The organism is Halotia branconii CENA392 (genome assembly GCF_029953635.1).
Taxonomy (GTDB): Bacteria; Cyanobacteriota; Cyanobacteriia; order Cyanobacteriales; family Nostocaceae; genus Halotia; species Halotia branconii.
In genome coordinates this window covers 6,614,271-6,637,236 of record NZ_CP124543.1, presented here as the reverse complement: position 1 = coordinate 6,637,236, position 22,966 = coordinate 6,614,271, and the positions used below count along the sequence as shown (strand labels likewise).

Sequence of the window (22,966 nt, the reverse complement as noted above, 5' to 3'; positions counted from 1 at the left end):
TTATGAGTTCTGATTTTCAACCACCACCAAAAAGCTTGTCCTTACTGGCTTCTGTCGGAGGTCTTGTCACGGCTGTAGCTGCGATCGCAATTTTCAATTTTTGGTCTAAGCAACTGACTAAAACTTCTTTAATTGAAAAACCTCAAATCTCAACATCCCAACCAGTTGTTTCGCCTCTAGATGCTGAAACAATTGCTAATCTTGATGCCAAATCTGTAGTTTTACCTGGTCAACCTGTCACTCCCAGCCAATTAACAGTAGCCATTACTCCTTATGTTGCTCCTGGTTCTGGATCTTTAACTCCAGAGGAGATAACAACTGCACGTCAAGCTTGGTTATACTTCCAGCGCAACTGGAATGATGAAACTGGCTTGGTCAATTCTGTCGATGGTTTTACCTCGGTAACTATGTGGGATCAAGCAGCTGCGATCGCTGCTTTAGTCAGTGCCAAAGAACTTAATATAGTATCGGCGGCAGAATTTGCAGCCAAAATGAATAAAACTTTGAAAACTTTGGCATCTATGCCTTTGTATAAAGAAGAACTGCCAAATAAAGTTTACAACTCCAAAACTCTTGTACCCGTAAATTATGGTCAACTAGACAAACGTGAAGAAATTGGTTGGTCGGCAATCGATTTGGGACGGATGGCAATTTGGCTGAAAATTGTCGGAGCTAAGTATCCCCAGTTGCGATCGCAAACAGAAGCCGTCTGGAAGTATTGGCAAGTTGAACGACTCACCAAAAAAGGACAAATGTACGGTACTGCCGTTGTTAAAGGTAAAGAACAGTACAACCAAGAAGGACGTTTAGGCTACGAAAATTATGCTGCTTATGGTTTGAAACTCTGGGGCTTGCATGTCAAACAAGCTTTAGATTATCAGTCTCACACTAATTTTGTGAATCTTTACGGTGAAGGAGTTCCTTATGATCGCCGCGATTATCAAAACTCTGGCGCTAATAACTACGTCCTTAGTGAACCGTATATTCTAGATGGCATTGAAACTGGATTTCAAGCTTTGCCTAAAGCCTATGCCGATAGAATTTTAGCTGCTCAACAGGCGCGTTATCAAGCTACCAAACAATTAACCGCAGTCACAGAAGATAACTTGGATCGCGCTCCTTACTTCGTTTATGGCAGCTTATTCGTCAACGGTGAATCTTGGGCGACGATCACAGATACACAAGAAAATCATAACAATTTGCGGTTTCTCAGTACCAAAGCTGCGATCGGCTGGCACGTACTTTATCACACTGCTTACACCAACCAACTATTTGATTTCGTCCAAACAAATCTTAAATCCAAAGATGGCTGGTACAACGGTTTCTATGAATCTCTGCATCAGCCGAATAAAGCTCTTACAGCTAACAATAACGGCGTAATTCTAGAAAGCTTGTTGTACAAGCAAGTCGGACAGCCTCTCACTGTTTGGGCAGGAGTCAAACCTGGGAGTAATGAAAAATTAAAAATTAAAAATTAAAAATTTAAGAATCATAATTTTTAACTTTTAATTGTGTGTAGGGTACGGGGTGTTTATTCTTTTTCCATACCCTACCTTCCAACAAAGCTGAGTTTTTTACACACTAGATAGAAGCACAAATACCCAAATCAATGACTCTTTATTTTTGAGGTTTTAAATTGCAACTTCTTCGCGTTTGCAATCAAAAACAACCATGAAAGAAGAATTAGGCTTTATTTGCATCAGGTGTTGCATGTAACCATCTGCATCGGAACGGCTACGAAAACGAGCAACAATTTCGCGTTGTGCATCAGGAAGTAAACGAGCGATCGCCCAAGAATTAAGACGCTCTTTGTAAGCAACGGCCTGAGTTTCGGAATTGGCAGCTTGGTAATCAGTATTTTGTGGCATGATTATGTTATCCGTATTAATTTTCTCGAAAGGCGTTATTTAGTCTCTTGGCCGGGATGTATTAACGCCTTTTTTTATGATGCTGCCACCTTGTTATTCGATTATTTAGAAATTGTCAATACTTAGTGCTACATTTGAGACCAATTAAATTGCAGTTTGCTACAAACTTCAAAGCCTTAAGTAGCAAATAAAAAAGTAAAAACAAGCCTCAATCTAAAACTATGGCAATCATCATGTCTTAACTGTTTGTATCAATGGATGTAAGTAAAGCTAGTAACAGTGTTTTAAAAGTTATAGCTGTCTTAAAAGATACAAAATAAATTAGATTTCAAATAACAATTCACATATTTCCCTGTAGTTAATTAGTGCCTAAGCGCAAAGAAAAGTCCAATGGCCAGCTTCCGACTCTGTGTTAGAGTCGCTTCTAGTCAGACATTGCACAGTTAATTTACTTCTCAATACACTCATTTTTTTTGATATCCGGATATTTTCTTAAATCAATTAATACTATCACCTTTATTAAGGTATTTGAATACACATATTTTTAAAATGTTTGAATATCTTTTTAGGATTGCTATTAAGAATATTTCTTAGGACTTATACCGTTTCACTTTAAAGTTGATACATTTGGGGAAGCAGAAGAAGCAGGGAGAGTAAGAAAAGTAATTTGTATCAATAATTTCGTGAAATGGTATTACGCAACGCCGATATTGTCATTGCGACCGGAACGGAGTGTAGGGAAGCAATCCCAGCGTTAGGGTAGATTACTTCGCTATCGCTCGTAATGACGGAGTTACGTTATTTTTGCGTAAGTCTTGTTTCTATAGTACAGATATCAGTTTTTATTATAAAAAACCGTTTTATACAAGTTAGTTAAAATTCTTATGATATAATATAACTTCGTTATCAAAAAGTAAATTTAATTAACATTAATTGAGCTAAAAAAGAGCAATTAAATTATTAGTTATAGGTTAAACTTATAACTAGGACTTGCTGAAAAAGTCCTTTGGTGGCAGTAGTAAACAGAGACTATAGTTGCCAATCTTTTGGAGTTCAAAAAATTTGATATCCAAGGTTTTTAAGCTTTATACTCTTATTCTGTTGCACTTTTTTCTCAAAAAATACCCTGAAAAGCTTACAAGACAGGACTTTTAAAGCTATTCAGTAGACCCTAACTATTAAATGTCTGTTCAATTTCGCACATAGTAGGTCAAAAAGACTAACCGCGATCGCCTTAATTCATGGACTTAATTTGAGAATAAAGATTATTCCATCTGAATCACAATCTTACCGAAGTGAGCAGCACTTTTGAGGTAAGAATAAACTTCCTTCGCTTCTGTAAAAGGAAAAATTTGATCAAGAATTGGCTGTAGTTGATGTTGGGCAATTACTTTGTTCATCGCCTCAAACATTTCTCTACTGCCTACATAAATTCCCTGTACTGCTAAACTTTTGAAAAGTATAGGCATAGGGTCAATCTCATTTCCTCTGCCTGACAATACGCCAATTAAGCTAATTCTTCCCCCAATTCTAGCTGCTTGCAAAGATTTAGGTAAAGTTCCTGCACCACCTACTTCCACTACATGATCTACACCGATACGATTAGTTAATTGATAGACTTGCTTTTCCCAATCTGGAGTTGTTTTGTAGTTGATTGTTTCATCAGCACCCAATTCTCTTGCTCGTGCTAATTTTTCATCACTGCTAGAAGTGATAATTACCTTAGCACCGTTAATCTTGGCAAACTGGAGGGCAAACATAGAAACGCCACCAGTACCAAGTAATAAAACACTATCACCTGCGCTAATATTACCTTTTGTTACTAGAGCGTGCCAAGCCGTGACGGCGGCACAAGGTAGAGTTGCGCCCTCAGTATAAGACAAATGATCAGGTAATTTTACTAAACCATCTTGATTTAAAACTACATATTCCGCAAGCATCCCATCGATACCGCCTCCCAAATCCGACTTCATGGTTTCTTTAGCTAAAGAGCCATAAATCCAGTCTTGGAAGAAGATACCAGCGACGCGATTGCCTACTTTCACCCGCGTCACACCTCCACCCACCGCTACAACTTCCCCTGCACCATCAGACATGGGAATGAGGGGATACTTCTGTCCAGCACCGTAGGCTCCTTCAGCAACCAATAAATCGCGGTAATTTAGGGATGTTGCTTTAACTTTGATTAGAACTTGACCTGCTGCGGGTTGGGGTTCAGGACGATCAACTAACGTTAGAGCATCAATCCCTGCGTTACTTTGAATCTCGTAAGCTTTCATAAGATTTCTTTTTTTCCATAGCTTCAATGCTACTATCGCCAGTCATCTAGTGCAAAAACATCAGGGCGATTGTATGCAGGTTCATTGGGTCTATGCATTGCTACTTCTATGTAAGCAGCATCTCCATAAAATTCTGTTGGCTCAGGTAATCCTACAAATGTACCAAAGGCTAACCGAAAAACGTGATCAGCAATAGCTAACTCGTTTGCTTGCAATAAACGGATAGAAACATTCATTTAAAAATACCTCATTGGGCATTGGGAAGAAGAGGCAGGGGGCAGGGAGCAGGGGGAGTGAAGAAAATATCTTGAATTTTTACCATAGTCCTTCCCCCTTTAGCCTTTGCCTCTCTCTGGTAAATTTACCAGTTCCGCCAACCCAATGTAGGTAAAGTTTCGCTAGTATTCTTCTTGCCGTGATTTTGCAATAGAGATTGATATTCTATACTGCTTGCCCAACGGTCAATTTCTTTTGCCCGCAACACTGGTACTGGATGCGTTAATTGAGAAGTGCGGGCTTCTTTGACCAATTCACCGATTTCAGTTTTGCTAATATCATCGTAAGCACGAGCTTGGTCAACAAAGGCATCAAGGTTAAGTTGCGGTGCTAAAGTCGGTGAACCACCAGCCAACTTCATTAATACAGACATTACAACTTTGGGGTCTTGAGTTGCTAACAAAGCAGCGCGATCGCAGGTAAACTCAGCACAGCGTACCCATTCTAAAAGTTGTGCCTGTATCGCTTGAGCAATAAAAGCCCCCACATTCGGCACAATTGCCGCTGCTAAAATCAATAAATTTACAGGCGTTAAGTAAACACTATGGTCACACTTGAGATGCCCCAATTCATGGGCAATTACTGCTTGAATTTCCTCTGGTGTGAGGATATCAATCAAAGAAGTATGTAATACAACAAAAGGTTGCTTACCCCGCATCGCAAAAGTATAAGCATTAGGAGCCGGATGCTGCCGGACATATAACTGGGGAGGTTCTAAATCTAAAGTTTTGCAAGCTTCTAACAATAGCCTGTGTAAATCAGGTAGTTGTTTTTCACCTACCAGAATACTAGAGGCAATATTTTCCACATAAAAAATCTGCTCTGCCATTGGTCCTAGCCAATTCCTGACCATCAAGTCTAGACCTGGTATCTGCTTGAGAGATTTAGTTGCTTCTAAATCTAACGGATGACGAAATGAGTCAGCTTTTAAACCAATTAGTGGGGTTTTAAAGAACGACATGATGTAGCCAGCTGGAAAAACAAAATATCAACAGCCTCCCACAGTTAGTATAACGAGAGATAAGTAGCCATTATGAAAATGGGCATGGGGAGAAGAGGCAGGGGGGAACGGGGCAGGGTGCAAGGGGGAGTTTGAAACTACTTCGCATTTATCCATTTATGGTTAACACTTTTTCCTCTTCTCCCCTGCTCCCTGCCCCTTGTCCCTTGTCCTCTGCCCCCTGCCTCCTTGTACTATGTCGAAACAGATGATGGAGAAATACTGCCGTTGGGAGAAAGTTCTGCATCTGTTGGCGCTTCGCCCACACGCAGAATTTTAGCTCCTAATTGCTGCAACTTCATATCTAGGCGATCGTAGCCGCGATCAAGGTGGTGCAATCCTTGAATGGTAGTTTGTCCCTCAGCTGCTAGTCCTGCTAAGACTAAGGCTGCGGATGCCCGCAAATCTGTACCTAATACTGGTGCGCCCGATAATATTGGCACTCCTCTCACAAAAGCCGCATTACCTTTGACACGAATATCTGCTCCTAAGCGATTTAGTTCGGAAGCATGACGCAAGCGGTTTTCAAATACAGATTCGTTAATCAAGCTGTCACCTTCTGCCAATGTCAGTAAAGCCATAAACGGTGCTTGCATATCGGTAGGAAAGCCTGGATGAGGCAAGGTTTCAATATCTGCGGCTCTGAGACTATCTGTTGGCAAAACACGTAAGCATTCAGCACTGTCTTCAACGATTGTCACTCCAATTTCCCGCAGTTTGGCAATCACGGGGATTAAATGGTCTGGTAATACTGGTGAGAGACTAATTTCTGAGCGAGTGATAGCGCCAGCCACTAAGAACGTTCCTGCTTCAATGCGATCGGGAATAATGCTGTAGTCAACAGAATGCAGTTTAGGAACACCAACGATTGTAATCGTACTAGTTCCCGCACCCTGAATTTTAGCTCCCATCGCATTGCAGAAGTTAGCCAAATCAACGACTTCTGGTTCCCTAGCAGCATTTTCGAGGATTGTTTCACCATCGGCTAGGGTAGCGGCCATCATCAACGTTTCTGTTGCTCCGACGCTGGGAGTATCTAGATAAATTTTGGCTCCTTTTAATCTGTTGTTGCTACCTGGAACATAAGCATTACAAATGCCATGTTCGATCTGCACTTCGGCTCCCATTGCTTGCAGCCCTCGCACGTGCAAATCTACTGGCCTAGCTCCAATTGCACAACCGCCCGGTAATGGCATTTGTGCTACACCCAATCTTGCCAGAATTGAACCGATGGCAAAAAAACTTGCCCGCAATTGGGTAACTAGTTCGTAGGGAGCTTTTGAGGTAGTAATCTCGCTAGCATTAATATCTAAAATGTCGTCTTGTCGTGTTAAGCGCAGACCTAAAGCTGACAAAACCTGACTCATGCGCTCTACATCCGCCAATAAAGGAACATTGCGGATGCGACAATCTCCTGAACATAGCAAGGCTCCAGCCATGATTACCAATGCTGAATTTTTAGCCCCGCTAATTTTCACATTACCTCGCAAAGGATGCCCCCCCCAAATTTGTAAGACTGAGGAGTCTACTTCAGGAGAAAGTTTGGCATCTGGTAAGCTGGTAGAAGGATTAATAAGCCTACCTCCAAAAAAATACGTAATTTTATAAGTTAGAAGTTGGTTTTGATTCTACAGTAAAGAATTGGTTTGTCTACATTTTGGCATTACATCTGAGATGAATAATTTTTTTTAAGATGTTAGCTAAAGCCTGAAAGCAAGCAATAGCAAGCCTGATAGACATTTGATAATTTCCAACAAAACAAACACCTAAGTATACAACTTTAGTAATAGTTAATACTCAGCAAAACCACTGTGATGTTCTTTATGGACTAAGGGTAGGATCAAAAAAAACCCAACCTCATTAATAATTCCCAATTTTAATTCCCAATCTTCGTAAGCGCTTATCTAATAGTGAACTTGACAAATGCCCATCATTAAGCAATAATGGTAAATTGTCAATAAAAGCGAATGTCAGCGGAACTGGCGGAATTGGCAGACGCGCTAGATTCAGGTTCTAGTGCCGCAAGGCTTCCGGGTTCAAGTCCCGGGTTCCGCATCTCAATTTTGGATTAATCTCAAATCCAAAATCTAAAATCGTGTTAACCAGCTTAAAAAATCCTTTAGTCAAGCAAATCCGCAAGCTGCACTCTACCAAAGAGCGACACAAGCAACAGCTATTTTTATTGGAAGGAACGCACTTGTTAGAAGAAGCTTGTGCTGTTAATTATCCATTTGTAACGCTTTGCTGTACACCAGAATGGCACATAGCTCATCCCTCATTATGGGAAAAAGCTTGTAGTCAATGCGATCGCTGTGAAATTGTCAGTAAGGAAATTTTACAGGCGATCGCGACTACAGTCCAACCAGATGGGGTAATTGCCATAGCAAAACGTGGCGATTCTCCAAATCAAGTACCTTTTACTGGTTTAGTTTTGGCCTTAGAAACTATCCAAGATCCAGGAAACCTAGGTACTATTATTCGCACTGCGGCGGCAGCTGGTGCATCGGGGCTATGGCTCAGTAGCGATAGTGTAGATTTAGATAACCCCAAAGTTTTACGCGCTTCTGCTGGACAGTGGTTTCGCTTAACAACAGCAGTGAGTGAAGATTTGCCAGCAACAGTACAACATTGTCAGCAGTCAGGAATGCAAGTAATAGCAACCTTGCCGAGTGCAACTTTAACTTATTGGGAGGTAGATTGGCGAAAACCCAGTTTAATCTTACTGGGAAATGAAGGTGCTGGGTTATCGTCAGATTTAGCAACTCTAGCAGACAAGCAAGTGAAAATTCCCCTGAGTCCAGGAGTGGAGTCTTTGAATGTAGCGATCGCAGCTGCTTTAATGTTATATGAAGCCCAACGGCAAAATAGTCAACCCCTTTGGGGAATTAAAAATTAAAAATTAAAAATTAAAAATTCATAATCCCCGTAAATAAACAAAAATGGATTAACAAATCGCCTAGCGTTATTTGGTTTTTTCATCCAAATATTTTTCAATATCTGCAACTGCATCTTCAAAAGCATCTAAATCAACAGCTGTCAAATCTTGATTAAGGTCGGCTTTATTAACGTTACTGGTAGGCAATTTTGCCACCTCTTCATCCTCAGTTAAGTTTTCTTGGAGGATATCCTCTAATTGGTCGAGAGATTCTTCAAACTCGTGTTCAGCGGCGTGGCGCTGAGGTTTCTGGCTTGACTCCATAATTATTGACTCGAAAAATCTTGATTTACTGAGGTAATTTTACTTTTAGTTCAAGACCTTCGCCAATTTACGAGGCTTGGAAATAGATGTTATACCCTTTCACTTCAAAGTTGATACATTTGGGCAAGTAGGGGGAACCGAAGAGGCAGGGCGCAGGGGGATAGGACGCAGGACGCAGGGAAAGAAAGAAAAATATTATCTGAAAAAATTGGATAATTGATTTTCTGGAAGTCCTTAAGAAGAGTAATTTGTCTCAAAAATTTCGTGAAATAGTGTTAACAGAGTAAATACTGTTTATGGTTTCTGAGTTCTTTGGTGGGAAGACAATAACTCTGTTACATCGGTCTTATCTCTTCATAATCTTTGTTCAGTAAAGGTAAGATATTGATTAAGTAAAATCTAAAAGTTGATTAAATTTAACTCCTCTGTGGAAAAATAATAATATTTTGTGGAAAACTTTGATTAAGTATAATTACTCTGTGGAAAAAATAGAGGAGTTTTCCACAAGTTTTCCACAGATATTAGTTCCCCTAACCATTCTTTCAACAGATTTTTAGGAAGTTTTCCACAATTTCCACAACTCTTACTTACCAAGAGAGACAAAGGGCAAAAAGCAGAAAGCAGTAAGTAAATAAGAGGGGTAATGGTTAAATAGTAAATAGTCTTACGAACTAGGTCAAGGATAAAAGAAATACCTTCTCTCTTCTCCTTCTACGGTTTTCTTTCCTCTCCACCTCATTGGTAAAAACATTACTGTTTTTGACATTTATGCTCTCAAAGTATCTTAATATATACTCTTTAGCTATTACGCCGTAATACCATTTCACGAAATATTTGAAACAGATGATTGGTCTTTAATTCTTTCTCCCTGCTGCCTATTTGTATCAATTTTCAAGTGAAACGGTATGACAAGACCATCAAGAAATTCTAATGGCAGTGATTCAGATGTCACAGCATTAAACAAAAGGGACTGGGGAATGATTAATGTGTAGAACCCCTGCTAAATTGTCGCCTCTCTCCCCCGAAAAAATCGCTCTCTTAAGGATAAAGACCTCTATCGTTCAGTGCTTGCGCTACACGACCTACACCAAGCGTATAAGCTGCTAGTCGGAGGTTGACTTGCCGCACCTTCGATTCTTGAATTACTTGGTGATAAGCTTGCACCATTAACTGTTCCATTTCGCGGTTAACGCGTTCTTCATCCCAAAATAGATATGAAAGACCCTGTACCCATTCCAGATAACTTACTACCACACCGCCAGCGTTTGCCAATATATCTGGTAGTACTGTCACACCCCGCGCCTCTAGAATCTGGTTAGCTTTAAGAGTAACTGGGCCATTAGCTGCTTCTGCAACAACCTGTGCTTGTACTTGATTCACATTTTCTTCAGTGATCTGATTCTCTAAAGCTGCTGGAATCAACACATCACAGGGCAAAGTCAGTAAATCTGCATTACTAATTGGTGTAGCTTGCAAAAAACCAACAACACTTTTACGATTTGCCACGGCGTAGGCTTTTAAAGCTGGAATATCAAGACCTGTTGGAGAAAACACTCCACCTTTCGCTGTTGAGACAGCAATAATTTTGGCTCCTGCTTGGTACAATAATTCAGCTGCTGCACCGCCGACATTACCAAAACCTTGGATGACAATTCGCATACCTGCTAAAGGTTTGCCTTGTTCAGCTAACGCCTCACGGACAATAATCATCACACCCCGCCCGGTGGCCATTTCTCGTCCCAATGAACCACCAACTGAAAGTGGTTTACCAGTGACAACTCCTGGTACAGCATGACCAACATTGACTGAGTAAGTGTCCATCATCCAAGCCATTTCACGGGCTGAAGTACCCATATCTGGCGCAGGAATGTCTACGGCAGGCCCAATATCTTTAATTAACTCACTGGTATAGCGACGAGTGATTCTCTCTAGTTCACCAATACTATATAATTGTGGATCTATGGCAATGCCGCCCTTAGCGCCACCGTAGGGAATGCCTAACAATGCACATTTCCAAGTCATCAACATTGCTAAGGCTGACACTTCCCGCAGTGTTACGGCTGGGTGGTAACGAATGCCACCTTTGTAGGGGCCTAAGATATCGGAGTGCTGCACTCGATGTCCAGCGAGAACTCGTACTTCCCCATTATCCAGTTTCACAGGAATGGAAACCGTTACTACTTTACGTGGGTGGCTGAGAATTTCTAGAGAACCTTGATCTAACTTTAATTCTTTAGCAGCCGCTTCTAAGTAGCTACAGGCTTGATCAAATGGACAAATATGCGCTGGAGAAGCTGCTTCCAACGGCAATAGAGGTGTTGCAACCATAAAATTTTCTCCTCGTTGCGGTGTCTTCGCAAACTGGATACATATATGCCTAGCTTATCCTGATTTTCTGAGACATTCAGGATTTTGTAGTTTTTGTTACATTTTTATTTTGCTTTTATGATATCAGACCAATTTAAAAACTTCAGAAGTAAAGCTACCATGTAGACCATAAGGAATATGATGCTGGAGATGTAGCCTAGCGATCGCACCTTTACCAAAATCATTAGCATCCAAAATCACCACATCTGAGCGATGATCAGCAGCATCATAAACTAAAGCCAATACCCAACCATCATCTTCCTTAGTTGAACCTGGACGCGGTACAAAAATCGGTTCACCCATAAAACCACGGGGTGCAACACTCCAAAGTTGTCTTTCCCCAGACTCTAAATCAATCTTCAGCAACGCTTGCAAAGGAGCATTACCAGTTTCTTGATCAGTAGCACCCATATACAGATATCGATAAGATTGTCCCGCATTAGCTGGATTTATAGTCGGAAACTCACAACAGCGGTTTTCAATCAACTCTTTTTTTACTGTCTCATCCTGAAGATTGAGAGTAAACCGCCAAAGTTGCCCAGGTGATTGCGCTTCAAAATCAACTTGTCGAAAATCACTTTCTGGCTCAACTTCGGGTAAAGATTCATAACAAATAGAGTCAATTACAATTTCCTTTTCCACCTCAAAAGCATTGATGTGATGGAAAACAAAACCAGATTGAGTTTCCAGAATTTTTACACCTGTTTGCTTTGTTTGCCAGTTGCGAGGAATAACTATAATCCGAGTTGGTTGATTTGGTTGAAACTTAATACATTCACCAGCTGCGCGTATGCCTAAAGCTAAAGGTATGGGGTTGAAAATAACAGGATTTTGAAAGAATATACAATAATTAGGGGTAATTACAAAGTCGTGAATAAAACAAAAACCTGGAACACTACGAGCGTATTTCCTAATAATTTCGCCAGCTAGATTGAGTTCAAAAATAGTAATTTTAGTAGATAGTCCTGGCTGAATCGAAAAGTTGACTAAGCAAGGCACGCCTCCATCTTGAGCGCAACTAAGGTCAAAACGAGGATGAGCGCCAAAAGCTTCACCTGTTGATAAAACACCATTGAAGTACTCTTTGCCTAATGTTTCTAAGGTATGAGGATCGAGGCGATGCGGTTCAGCAGCTTCCCATAATGCTAAAAGTTTACCACCCCAGTAGATAACGTTGGTGTTGGCAATATTTTTAATTTGAAAATCAAATAAATTAGCTAACCAACCACCGGCTTTTTGAGTACCAAAAACACCACGATAGAGAATTTTTCCAGCTTTTTGTTCTGCTAAATAACCTTCGGTATGAACAAAACGATTGCGAAAATGAGCGCGACCATTAATAAAACTGATTCGGCTAATCATGCCATCACCATCAAAAGGGTGATGAATGCGTTCTCCATTTATATCTAGCAAACCAGGGCCATTTCTAAATAACGTGCCTTGGAGTTCTGAGGGAATTTGTCCTTCTACATCATCAATCCAATAATCATATTCTTGAGTGAGAGATTGATATCCTCCCTGCCAGTCTTCACGAGCATAAGATTTTTCTAAGGTTACTTTTTTTTCGATTTCTAAATTCTGCATAAATTAGGACGGCGCAAATAATTAAAGGTTTGTAGTGTCTGCGAGGAAGCAAGCTATGCGTAGCGTCTCGTAGAGAGGACTTTAGAGGTTGTTTGAAAAGTGATTAGCTGTGATTTTAGACACTTGTTGATCCCCCCTAGCCCCCCTTAAAAAGGGGGGAACTAGAATCAAAGTCCCCCTTTTTAAGGGGGATTTAGGGGGATCTCAAACTATTTGATACATCATTAGGGACTTTTTAAACATTCTCTTAATCCTCCAAAAAGGGCTTTAGCCCTGACTACGAAATTAATTGCAATAATTTCATATTTTACCCTTTTGTTTATCAGGACTTACGCACCAGTAACGGAAAATTAAACCGCAGAGAACACAGAGAAATAAGAGTTTCAGAGAGTTCTTGCGTAAGTCCTATATGTAAAATCAAGTCTTCGTTATTCAACTGCTTTTGATTCTGGTTCTCGCAGCATTAACTCAGGTATTAAATCAGGTAAAAATTCTTGTTCACCGCTTGCTGCTAGTGCTGGCTGCAATGTTGGAGTTTCGGTTTCCGAGTTGCTAGCAGGCAGCCAACCAAGGAACGGTAGTGGTAATAGTGTGCTGAGGTTAGTAATGATTACCAATAGCCAAAGCAACTCAAAGTTGGTTTCAGTAATGCCCAGCCAATGCATAATCATGGCTCCAAATTCGTAAGAAACCATTGCTGCTAAGTTTGATATTGACATCAACAAGGCAAATAAAGTTGCTTCGACTCCAGGAGGACAAAGTCTCGCTGCTAATACCAACACTGGCATATAAGAGATTTGACCCATCACAGTTAGTATGAGACTGTCTCCCAAACTAAACCAATGGTCATCGATACCTAAAGCTCGGTTGGTGTGAGTTACTAGCAACAGCATTGTCATACCCAACATCGCTGAAATAACAGTACTCCAACCAAAAATGACACGAAATGAGACGCTTTTCAAAAAACGCTGAAAAATCCAAATCCCAATTAAAGAAGCAGCACTAGTTACCAACCGGACTCGCCCCAAAAATTCTGGTTCAAAGTGGAGTTCGTTGGTTGTGAAGAAGAAAAAGGCTGATTCTGCTGTGGGAGTCGATAGCCAAATAAATACAAATACTGTTGGTAGCCAAATGGCTTTTTGGGTGATGGCTCGGCGTAATTGTACCAGTTGATGCCTAACACTTAAAGAATTAGTGTTATCACTTTCGCTCTTGTCTTTGCTGACGGGAGACTCGGCAATTAACCAAGCTACTGCGGAGACGATAAGAGGAAACGAAGCAGTAATCAAAAATACAGTACGGGTAGTGAAATGTTGGAGTAGCATTCCACTAAAGTATGCTGTTACTAAACCTCCAACAGCGGAAGCACCCCAACACAGAGATTGTAGGGAACCTGCATCCGCTTGTGACTCGACTCTGGCTCGTTCTACAACCAGTGAGTCAGCTATTACATCACTAACGGCAACAGAGAGCGAACCAAGAGCAATGACTGCTGTAGCCGCCCAGCTAGTATCAACTATTGTTGCCAGACTCACCCAAGAAACGGCTCCTAGTATCCCAGATAGCACCAAATACGGACGGCGGCGGTAGCCAAATATGGGTAAGCCATCGGATACAAAACCAAACACTGGCTTGATAATCCAAGGTAGGGCGACAATTCCCATGAGGGCGGACACCTGCGCTGGACTGAGTAACAATTCATCTTTTAGGAAAAAGCTGACGGCTAGACGAGCCAATCCTAAAATTCCTTGGACAAAGTAGACGGTAAGAATCGCAATTAATTCGGCAGTAGGTTCATGACCGAAGAAAATTTTTTCCTTTACTGAGTCTTTGACCTTGGACAAGCCAGAGGAGTCAATCAGCATTTGATAAATATTCTTTAAGTTTTATCGACTTTTCTATCATATCGATTTCTTGCGAGGTGGGTTGCAAGATATGTCCATTCGCTCATTTTTTTGACATTTTTGACATCAGCTTGGGATTATTTCAGCGCGATCGCTTTTGACGAAACGGCTATTAAAAGAGTCATAATAATCCTGCTGTTCAACTTTTTTGACTATCTTGGCACAATATCCTGTGTGCTTTACTCGGTTATGCAAAAGCCTCAGAATTTGCAGTTATCCATGCAAGACGTTGTTGAAGTGCTTAGGGAATGGTCATTTCTTGGTAATTTAACAGTTAAACCAACAAACCAAGGTACAGTCAATACAACCTTTTTTGTAGAAACACAAGCTGGCAATTTTGTTTTAAAACTTTACAACGACACTATAACCAATGCACAAATTCAGTATGAACACTCACTGTTAGCACACCTGAAATCATGCAATTTGTCGTTTGCACTCCCAACTCCCATACCAAACTTGTTGGGTGAGACATTGATTTTAGTTAATCAAAATCACTCATTACTGCGCGTTGCTTTACTTCCTTTCATTTCAGGTCAGCCTGCGGAACGAAAAAATCTTGCTCATACTTATGCTGTTGGCCAAGTACTTGGAGAATTACATCACGCCCTTGCTAAATTTGATTTAGAGGCAGAAATGGCGCAATTACCAGCATGGGGAGATCTTGAGCATATTCATCCATTAGTGACAGATCCTTTGGTAGCACTGCAATCACTGAAATTACCTTTAAAAGAGCAAGAGTACATTACTAAGTTTTTAACAAAAGTTATTGAAGCTGCACCAAATTTATATAAAACACTTCCAGTACAAACAACTCATGCAGATTACCTTAGCCCTAATGTTCTGCTGATAGCAAACCGTGTAGTTGGGGTGTTGGATTTCGAGTTTGCAACTTCAGATTTGCGCTTAATGGATTATGTTGCAGCACTTGATCATTTCACCCGATTCTCTTGGCAAGAAACGCCGCATTGGGAGTTTGTGCAAACTTTCAGCGCAGGATATTCCAAGCATATTTCTTTGATTCCGGCTGAGGTAGAGGCGCTGGCGTTAGTTTGGCGTTTACAGAGAGCAAGCTGCATTATTTATTGGACAGGCTGGTTTCTTGAAGGGAAAGCAACCCGCCAGAGTGTAGTTGATGCAGTGATAAACACAATTCTGCTAGAAGAGTGGTTTGAGGAAAATACAACTAAGATGGCAGCAATTTTTACTAACTAGATATTTATCTCAAAGCAATGATCGCATTTTGACCACCAAAGCCAAAACTGAAACACAGCACTTGCTGAATTTTACTGTAGTGTGCTGCTGTAACTAAGTTTAAATCAAACTCTGACTGCTGCAATCCCACACAAGGGGGTAAAGTTTGATGCTTTAATGCCAACAGAGAAAAAGCCACACCCAAAGCTCCTGATGCTCCTAATGTATGACCTGTAGCTCCTTTAGTAGAACTGACGGCTACACCTTGGGGAAATAACTGCTGAATTATCTTGCTTTCTATACGGTCATTGAGGAGAGTGGCCGTACCATGAGCATGAATATAATCAATATCAGCTAGTGTTAGGTTACTGCGTTCTAGGCATTGCTTGATAGCAGCGATCGCACTTTTACCTGCTGGTTCTGGCTGGTTGGGATGATATGCGTCTGTTGTCAAGCCAAAACCGAGAATTTCACCATAAATTTTTGCCTGACGCTGTTTTGCCAATTCGGCTGATTCCAAGACAAATACGGCTGCGCCTTCACCTAAAACTAAACCTTCTCGGCGCAAATCAAAGGGATAAGCCCCAGTCTTCGCTAAAGCCCCCATTTGCTGAAAACCTGCCAAAGTTAAAGGTGTAATTGGTGCTTCTACTGCTCCAGCGATCGCTCTTTGATATTGACCAGTTTGCACGAGTAGAGCCGCTTGAGCAAGCGCCCAAATACCAGTAGCACAAGCTGCCATCGGTGCTAAAACTGTGCCTGTTGCGCCAATTTGTCGTGCCGCTGCGATCGCATTTGTATGGGGTAGGGTATTTAACCAATCTTCTAAAACCACCTCTTTGTTTTCCCAGGTGGTGGAATCATACCCATGCATTTGTCGTGCTAGCAACTCCCAAGATCCCTGATGACTGCGACTTGATCCAATAACCACAGCACAGTCGGGTAAAGGAGGATTTAAGCCGCTATCTTGCAATGCAGCAGCGACAACTGTTTGGGTCAGTCTTTTTAATTTTGCTGGTTGTTGACCAATCAAGCCTAAAGGAAACGGTTCGAGTTTTGGAAATGGTTGATACCATTTAATTCCAGATTTAGCCGCAATTAATTTTTGCCAACTCTCCTCTAGGCTTGTGCCTAAAGCAGAAACTAAACCAATACCAGTGATAACGACTTTAACCAATGGGGTATGGGGCATAGGGCATTGGGGAGGCAGTGCGGTCTTGGGGTTTCCCCAAGTAGAGCAACTGCCGTCATGGGGCATGGAGAAGAAAAGGAATTGGGGACAAGGAGAGTTGAGAAAAGAACTGTCTTTCTGTCTCCCCTGCTCCCTGCTCCCTGCCCCCCTGCTTCTTCCTCTGCCTCCCTGCTTCCTACGAACCGGGTGTTTTCAGATTTTCTGCGCCTTGAGTGACTTTAGCAGAGTCGATGCGATCGCCTTGCTGAATTTTATTAACTACATCGAATCCGTCAGTGACTTTGCCAAAAACAGCGTAGCTACCATCTAGGAACGCTAGATCTGCTAGGGCGAAGTAAAACTGTGAAGAAGCTGAATCGGGCATTTGCGATCGCGCCATTGCCACTGCACCCATTTTATGCTGCAACTCAGGTGGTTTCGTTACCCCAGCTGATTCTAATGTCTTACCGTAAATTGGGTTTGGTTCCCCTTGTGGCTTAATTTCTAAGGGTATACGGCGCTCATTGCCAGTTTTCGGGTCAATATAGCCCCCTGTTCCCAGCCTATTTGCCGGAACTTTCGGGTCTTTGCTTTGGGGGTCGCCCCCTTGCACTACAAACGGTTGGGGTTCGCGTACAACTCGATGGAAAACTAACCCATCATATACACCTTTTTGCACTAAATCTACGAAGTTGCCGGCTGTAATTGGGGCATTCGTACCGTCTACTTCGATAGTAATCGGCGAACCTTTAACCGTCATCACCACAGTAGCTTTGCCTTCGAGCCGTGGTAAATCTTTCATTCCAGGAATACTCTCACTAGTAGTTTGTGATACAGATGTTGCTTCAGCAGTAGTTGTTGCAGTACTTGTCTCCACTGCTGCGGAGGTTGGAGAAGAGTTAGAAGAAGTAACCTGCTCTGTTGAACATCCTCCCAACATCAAAGCACTGACCATCAAAAGCGCAACCAAATATTGTGAAACTTTTAAACGCATTGCCAGTTACTGACTCAACCAGAGTATCTTATCTTCTCAGAGGATTTTTAGATTTTATATTTAGAAGTAGGGGCTAGGATCTAGGGGCTAGAGGCTGGGGACTAGGGAAAGCAGGAAGAAAAGCAGAAAGAGGAATTTTTCTTCATCCCCCCTGCACCCTGCCCCCTGCCCCTCTGCCTCTTCTTCCCAATGCCCAATGCCCAAATCCTTTAAAGCCCTTCTAAAGGTACTCTTAAAAAGCGGGCTAATTCTGCACCGTTAGTTTCTAGCTCTGTTAAGGATAACGGTTGACCTACTCGTGTTAGGGGAATATCTCGCCGACCTTTAATACGTAAATAAAGTGCGCGACGGGGATTCAGCCCTTCTTTAATATCTATTCGCACAGACTGTACATCTTGTGTACGGCTGCCAATCTCGATGCGACGGTTTTTGCCTGGGAATCCCCAACGAAAAATTTTAATGCTACCAGTTTCACGATTGAAATCGTTGTAACCGCCACCTACATCCCATAAAATCATTAGCCACAAATATAAGGCTAAAAGCAAGCCAGCACTGCCATACAGCGCCATAACTAAGCCTTGGGGTACAAATATCAGTTGAGTTGGATCGGTAACTAGTAGTAAATTTACTTTTAGGTAGCTAGATATTCCAGCTAACAAAAAGCCTGTAGCTCCAAATGTCACGATAGTTGCCCACCAGTAGTTGCTAAACCGACGAGAACCGAGAACTTTCTGATGCAGGACGCTTGAAGCAGAGCTATCACCGTTAGGAGAATCGCCTTTGTTAATTGTTGTTGATGCCGTCATTGAACTACCTTGTCCTGTGAGTTCTTCCCATTAAAAGTCTGCCATCTTAATAGGATATCTTGCAAACTGAAGGTTAAGAGTTTTAAGATTTATGAGAAAAGTTATGTCAAATTGTTAAAATTCTGATATCAATAATATTTATATAGGTTCATCTTAAATACCTAATTTACCTCCGTGCTTAGGCGAAAAACCGAACTAATGTGATAAGTTAAGAATCATTAAGTTACCAAAAGCTAGGTTACTAGCCAACAGTAAATGTAATGGCACAATCCTGAGAAATGCCGAATAAACTAAGCGGCAACCTCTCAGAATTTTAGCAGCTTTCGAGCCGTCAAGAGTGTCAAAAAAACGTTAATTCCTCGTAGTATTTGCCTGAAGTCGGAAAAATCGGCCAGAGCATTGCTTAAAAACGTTGCAATTTTAGTAAAAGAGGATTTTAGTTCAATGACCATCGCAGTAGGACGCGCCCCCAGTAGTAGAGGGTGGTTTGACGTACTAGACGACTGGTTAAAGCGCGATCGCTTCGTATTCGTAGGTTGGTCAGGAATATTACTATTTCCCTGCGCCTTCCTGGCACTAGGCGGTTGGCTAACCGGTACAACCTTTGTCACCTCTTGGTACACCCACGGGCTAGCGTCATCATACTTAGAAGGCTGTAACTTTTTAACAGTAGCAGTATCATCACCCGCAGACAGCATGGGACACTCCCTGTTGTTGCTGTGGGGACCAGAAGCCCAAGGCGACTTTACTCGCTGGTGTCAATTGGGTGGATTGTGGCCATTCGTAGCTCTACACGGAGCCTTTGGTTTAATTGGCTTCATGTTGCGGCAATTTGAAATTGCTCGGTTAGTAGGGATTCGTCCTTACAACGCTTTAGCATTTTCAGCCCCAATAGCGGTATTCGTCAGCGTCTTTTTGATGTACCCCTTGGGACAGTCTTCCTGGTTCTTTGCACCCAGCTTTGGTGTCGCAGCCATCTTCCGCTTTCTGTTATTCCTGCAAGGTTTCCACAACTGGACACTCAACCCCTTCCACATGATGGGTGTAGCAGGAGTATTGGGTGGAGCGCTATTGTGCGCGATTCACGGTGCAACAGTAGAAAACACCCTATTTGAAGATGGTGAAGGTTCAAACACCTTCCGCGCCTTCAATCCCACCCAATCCGAAGAAACCTATTCAATGGTGACAGCAAACCGTTTCTGGTCACAGATATTCGGGATTGCTTTCTCCAACAAACGCTGGTTACACTTCTTTATGTTGTTTGTACCAGTCACAGGTTTGTGGATGGCATCAATCGGGATTGTCGGTTTAGCACTCAACCTGCGGGCGTATGACTTCGTGTCGCAAGAATTGCGGGCGGCAGAAGACCCAGAGTTTGAAACCTTCTATACCAAAAACATTTTGCTGAATGAGGGTATCCGCGCTTGGATGGCTCCTCAAGATCAGCCTCACGAACAATTTGTATTCCCTGAGGAGGTTCTACCTCGTGGTAACGCTCTCTAATAGATCTACAACTTTAGGCGGCGGACGTGACCAGGAATCCAGTGGTTTTGCATGGTGGTCTGGTAACGCTCGTCTGATTAATCTCTCTGGCAAACTACTTGGCGCTCACGTTGCCCATGCTGGTTTGATTGTATTCTGGGCTGGAGCGATGACTTTATTTGAAGTCGCTCACTTTATCCCTGAAAAGCCCATGTATGAGCAGGGCTTAATCTTATTACCTCACCTCGCCACCTTGGGTTGGGGTGTTGGTTCTGGTGGTGAAGTCATCGACACCTTCCCCTACTTTGTTGTTGGTGTACTTCACCTAATTTCTTCAGCCGTGCTGGGTTTTGGCGGTATTTATCATGCCGTGCGTGGCCCAGAAACCTTAGAAGAGTACTCCTCTTTCTTTGGTTATGACTGGAAAGATAAGAACAAGATGACCAACATCATCGGGTTCCACCTAATTATTTTAGGATGTGGAGCGCTGCTGTTGGTACTGAAAGCAATGTTCTTCGGTGGTGTTTACGATACATGGGCTCCTGGTGGTGGCGATGTTCGTGTTATTACCAATCCAACACTGAATCCGGCAGTCATCTTTGGTTATTTGATTAAGTCTCCCTTTGGTGGCGACGGCTGGATTGTCAGCGTCAATAACATGGAAGATGTCATCGGTGGGCATATTTGGATTGCCTTAATTTGTATTGCTGGCGGTATTTGGCACATCCTTACCAAGCCTTTTGCTTGGTCGCGTCGTGCATCCATTTGGTCTGGTGAAGCTTACCTTTCTTATAGCTTGGGTGCTTTGTCCCTGATGGGTTTCATTGCTTCCTGTATGGTTTGGTTTAACAACACCGTTTACCCCAGCGAATTTTACGGTCCCACAGGTGCTGAGGCTTCTCAAGCTCAAGCTTTGACCTTCTTAATTCGTGACCAACGCTTGGGTGCTAACGTCGGTTCCGCCCAAGGCCCCACAGGTCTAGGTAAATACTTAATGCGCTCTCCCACTGGTGAAATCATCTTCGGTGGAGAAACCATGCGCTTTTGGGATTTCCGTGGCCCTTGGTTAGAGCCTTTACGTGGCCCTAACGGTCTTGACTTGGAAAAAGTTAAGAATGACATTCAACCTTGGCAAGCTCGTCGTGCCGCTGAATACATGACCCATGCTCCTCTGGGTTCTTTGAACTCTGTGGGTGGTGTGGCTACTGAAATCAACTCTTTCAACTACGTATCTCCTCGTGCTTGGTTGGCTACCTCTCACTTCGTGTTAGGTTTCTTCTTCTTAATCGGTCACTTGTGGCACGCTGGTCGCGCTCGTGCAGCTGCCGGTGGTTTTGAAAAAGGAATCAACCGTGAGACTGAACCAGTCATGTTTATGAATGACCTCGACTAGGTTGCAAGATTATTTTCATCACTGACAATTGAATGCTTTAGTGGCTCTTGTGTAAAAGCAAGAGCTTTTTTTATAATTTGTGAACAACAAGATGCCCGACTTTTTTGAGAAGTCGGGCATCTGAGCCTTACATCCTGTTTTTAATCAAACAAGTTGTTATTCCACTCTAAAGTGATTTCTAAGTTAGCTGTGGAAGTACCTTTGACTAATAAAGGTGTAAGTTTACCCGATTCAATACCTATTTCTATACCAAATTTAACGCTGGCTTTATCTGGTTTAGCATTCTGCAAAACTTGAGCAATGTCTTTAGTCAGGGATTCAATAACAGCAGTTACTTCGTGAAAATATCGGTCTTGAACGGTTATTTTACGTTCATCAATTGGTGTAACTTCAACTTTAATACTTGTGCCATCAGCAAGTTCTACGGAAATAATTCTGCTTTGGATTTCCATATTGTTTTGACTGGATTGCTCCGTTTTAATATAATTATTAGTAATAAATAAAACTAACTATATAAGTAAAATACTCAATTATCAGGCTGCGAACTCCCCAACTTATTGAAGAAGTCGGGGAGCTGACGGTTGGAGAAATGCGATACAGCAAAGGTGATATATTCAAGAATCTCCCACGTTCATGGCTTCTAACATGGCTTTTTGGCTAACCTCTTTGTAAAGAGTACCCAAATACTTCATTACTACATCACTCGAAGTTAAATTTACTGCACTTTCTTCTGTTTTGGCCAGAGGAATTGCTCCTAATGTATCTAGCACTGTTTCACTACTTGATGGTGCAATTACCACTAAAGAAGACTCTAGCGGTTCATGGTATTGCCAGAAAGACTGAATGTTTGCAGAATATTGGGTGTTGGGTTTTGACTGGGGAATACCAGAGGTTTCTGTTGTCGGAGTTTCAGCCTTCGCGCCTCGCAATTGGCGTAAATCTCTGATAATTTGCTCTTTAGTTCGACCGCGTAATTGAAAAAGGACAAATGGGTCTTCGCTGAATCTATCGCCCAATTGATAGTAAACTGCCCCAATATGTTTACAGGGGTTGGCTTTATCAGGACACGAGCATTTACCATGAACATCCGATAGGGTAAAAGGAAACAAAGAAAGACCATTCGCTGTGAATACTTCTTCAATGTTTTGTGGCATTTCTCCTGCTAAAAGCTTGGCAGCAAAAATTGCTTTTTGGGACATGGTTTCAATGACGTAGCCCCATTCTTCATCACTAAAAGCATCAAGTGATAGAGAAAGTTTGTAAGGTTCTACTTCGCTACCTTGCACTTTGGCTAAAACTTTTGCACCTTTAAATTCAATACTTAAAACATTGCCTTGACGGGCATAATTTCTTGCACGTTCTAAACGCTTTTTAAAGCGGTAGGAATCAAGTAACTCTAGCCAACGCTGTGACCACCATTCGCGGCTTGCTTGTAAAGTGTCATTAGTCATA

At 42.0% G+C, this 22,966-nt stretch carries 19 protein-coding genes and 1 tRNA gene; 6 read left to right on the top strand and 14 right to left on the bottom strand.

Going from position 1 to position 22,966, the window contains the following annotated elements; translation table 11 throughout:
- Nucleotides 1–2 precede the first annotated feature (2 nt).
- The gene (locus QI031_RS29125) at nt 3–1,478 is read left to right on the top strand and encodes a DUF3131 domain-containing protein (protein ID WP_281483022.1); all 1,476 of its coding nucleotides are present in this window, start codon (nt 3–5) and stop codon (nt 1,476–1,478) included.
- A 153-nt stretch (nt 1,479–1,631) separates the two neighbouring features.
- On the opposite strand, the gene QI031_RS29120 is transcribed toward QI031_RS29125, so the two are convergent.
- The 5 genes from QI031_RS29120 to murA form a co-directional block, all read right to left on the bottom strand.
- Complete coding sequence (locus QI031_RS29120; RefSeq protein ID WP_281483021.1) at nt 1,632–1,868, bottom strand: hypothetical protein; 237 nt, start codon at nt 1,866–1,868, stop codon at nt 1,632–1,634.
- Nucleotides 1,869–3,133: 1,265 nt separating this feature from the next.
- Complete coding sequence (locus tag QI031_RS29115) at nt 3,134–4,147, bottom strand: zinc-dependent alcohol dehydrogenase family protein (RefSeq protein WP_281483020.1); 1,014 nt, start codon at nt 4,145–4,147, stop codon at nt 3,134–3,136.
- 32 nt (nt 4,148–4,179) lie between these two features.
- Nucleotides 4,180–4,383: a hypothetical protein gene (locus QI031_RS29110; RefSeq protein WP_281483019.1), complete on the bottom strand. Its 204-nt coding sequence runs from the start codon at nt 4,381–4,383 to the stop codon at nt 4,180–4,182.
- Nucleotides 4,384–4,508: 125 nt separating this feature from the next.
- Nucleotides 4,509–5,384, bottom strand: a complete 876-nt coding sequence (locus QI031_RS29105) for a M48 family metallopeptidase (protein ID WP_281483018.1) — start codon at nt 5,382–5,384, stop codon at nt 4,509–4,511.
- Nucleotides 5,385–5,617: 233 nt separating this feature from the next.
- On the bottom strand, nt 5,618–6,997 hold the full coding sequence (murA, locus tag QI031_RS29100) for a UDP-N-acetylglucosamine 1-carboxyvinyltransferase (protein WP_281486152.1): 1,380 nt from the start codon (nt 6,995–6,997) through the stop codon (nt 5,618–5,620).
- 399 nt (nt 6,998–7,396) lie between these two features.
- Between murA and QI031_RS29095 the strand changes: the two genes are divergently transcribed.
- Together QI031_RS29095 and QI031_RS29090 are read left to right on the top strand one after the other, a co-directional pair.
- A tRNA-Leu gene (locus tag QI031_RS29095) sits at nt 7,397–7,478 on the top strand.
- A 40-nt stretch (nt 7,479–7,518) separates the two neighbouring features.
- Nucleotides 7,519–8,319 (top strand): TrmH family RNA methyltransferase, encoded by an 801-nt coding sequence (locus QI031_RS29090; RefSeq protein ID WP_281483017.1) that lies wholly within the window; start codon nt 7,519–7,521, stop codon nt 8,317–8,319.
- 66 nt (nt 8,320–8,385) lie between these two features.
- Here QI031_RS29090 and QI031_RS29085 read toward each other — a convergent pair whose 3' ends face one another.
- From QI031_RS29085 to QI031_RS29070, 4 genes are all read right to left on the bottom strand, one after another.
- Entirely contained in the window at nt 8,386–8,622 is a 237-nt protein-coding gene (locus QI031_RS29085; RefSeq protein WP_281483016.1) for a hypothetical protein, read from the bottom strand.
- Nucleotides 8,623–9,660: 1,038 nt separating this feature from the next.
- A complete protein-coding gene (locus tag QI031_RS29080) occupies nt 9,661–10,950 on the bottom strand; it encodes a Glu/Leu/Phe/Val family dehydrogenase (RefSeq protein WP_281483015.1) in 1,290 nt (429 codons plus the stop codon).
- Between the two features lie 123 nt (nt 10,951–11,073).
- The gene (locus tag QI031_RS29075; RefSeq protein ID WP_281483014.1) at nt 11,074–12,573 is read right to left on the bottom strand and encodes a carotenoid oxygenase family protein; all 1,500 of its coding nucleotides are present in this window, start codon (nt 12,571–12,573) and stop codon (nt 11,074–11,076) included.
- 428 nt (nt 12,574–13,001) lie between these two features.
- Nucleotides 13,002–14,438 (bottom strand): folate/biopterin family MFS transporter, encoded by a 1,437-nt coding sequence (locus QI031_RS29070; RefSeq protein ID WP_281483013.1) that lies wholly within the window; start codon nt 14,436–14,438, stop codon nt 13,002–13,004.
- A gap of 99 nt (nt 14,439–14,537) precedes the next feature.
- Here QI031_RS29070 and QI031_RS29065 point away from each other — a divergent pair, with 99 nt between their 5' ends.
- A complete protein-coding gene (locus QI031_RS29065) occupies nt 14,538–15,689 on the top strand; it encodes a phosphotransferase (protein ID WP_281483012.1) in 1,152 nt (383 codons plus the stop codon).
- 4 nt (nt 15,690–15,693) lie between these two features.
- Here QI031_RS29065 and QI031_RS29060 read toward each other — a convergent pair whose 3' ends face one another.
- From QI031_RS29060 to QI031_RS29050, 3 genes are all read right to left on the bottom strand, one after another.
- Nucleotides 15,694–16,860, bottom strand: a complete 1,167-nt coding sequence (locus tag QI031_RS29060; protein ID WP_281483011.1) for a beta-ketoacyl-ACP synthase — start codon at nt 16,858–16,860, stop codon at nt 15,694–15,696.
- Nucleotides 16,861–17,035: 175 nt separating this feature from the next.
- Nucleotides 17,036–17,833, bottom strand: a complete 798-nt coding sequence (locus tag QI031_RS29055; RefSeq protein ID WP_281483010.1) for a peptidylprolyl isomerase — start codon at nt 17,831–17,833, stop codon at nt 17,036–17,038.
- Between the two features lie 209 nt (nt 17,834–18,042).
- Entirely contained in the window at nt 18,043–18,639 is a 597-nt protein-coding gene (locus QI031_RS29050) for a photosystem I assembly protein Ycf4 (protein ID WP_281483009.1), read from the bottom strand.
- A 444-nt stretch (nt 18,640–19,083) separates the two neighbouring features.
- On the opposite strand from QI031_RS29050, the gene psbD reads away from it, so the two are divergent.
- Together psbD and psbC are read left to right on the top strand one after the other, a co-directional pair.
- Entirely contained in the window at nt 19,084–20,142 is a 1,059-nt protein-coding gene (gene psbD, locus QI031_RS29045) for a photosystem II D2 protein (photosystem q(a) protein) (protein WP_281483008.1), read from the top strand.
- On the top strand, nt 20,126–21,514 hold the full coding sequence (gene psbC / locus QI031_RS29040) for a photosystem II reaction center protein CP43 (RefSeq protein WP_281483007.1): 1,389 nt from the start codon (nt 20,126–20,128) through the stop codon (nt 21,512–21,514). The genes psbD and psbC overlap by 17 nt, the downstream gene beginning before the upstream one ends.
- 140 nt (nt 21,515–21,654) lie before the next feature.
- Here the strand turns inward: psbC and QI031_RS29035 are convergent, their stop codons facing one another.
- Complete coding sequence (locus tag QI031_RS29035; RefSeq protein WP_281483006.1) at nt 21,655–21,966, bottom strand: CU044_2847 family protein; 312 nt, start codon at nt 21,964–21,966, stop codon at nt 21,655–21,657.
- A gap of 162 nt (nt 21,967–22,128) precedes the next feature.
- Nucleotides 22,129–22,965: an SWIM zinc finger family protein gene (locus tag QI031_RS29030; protein WP_281483005.1), complete on the bottom strand. Its 837-nt coding sequence runs from the start codon at nt 22,963–22,965 to the stop codon at nt 22,129–22,131.
- Nucleotide 22,966 lies beyond the last annotated feature (1 nt).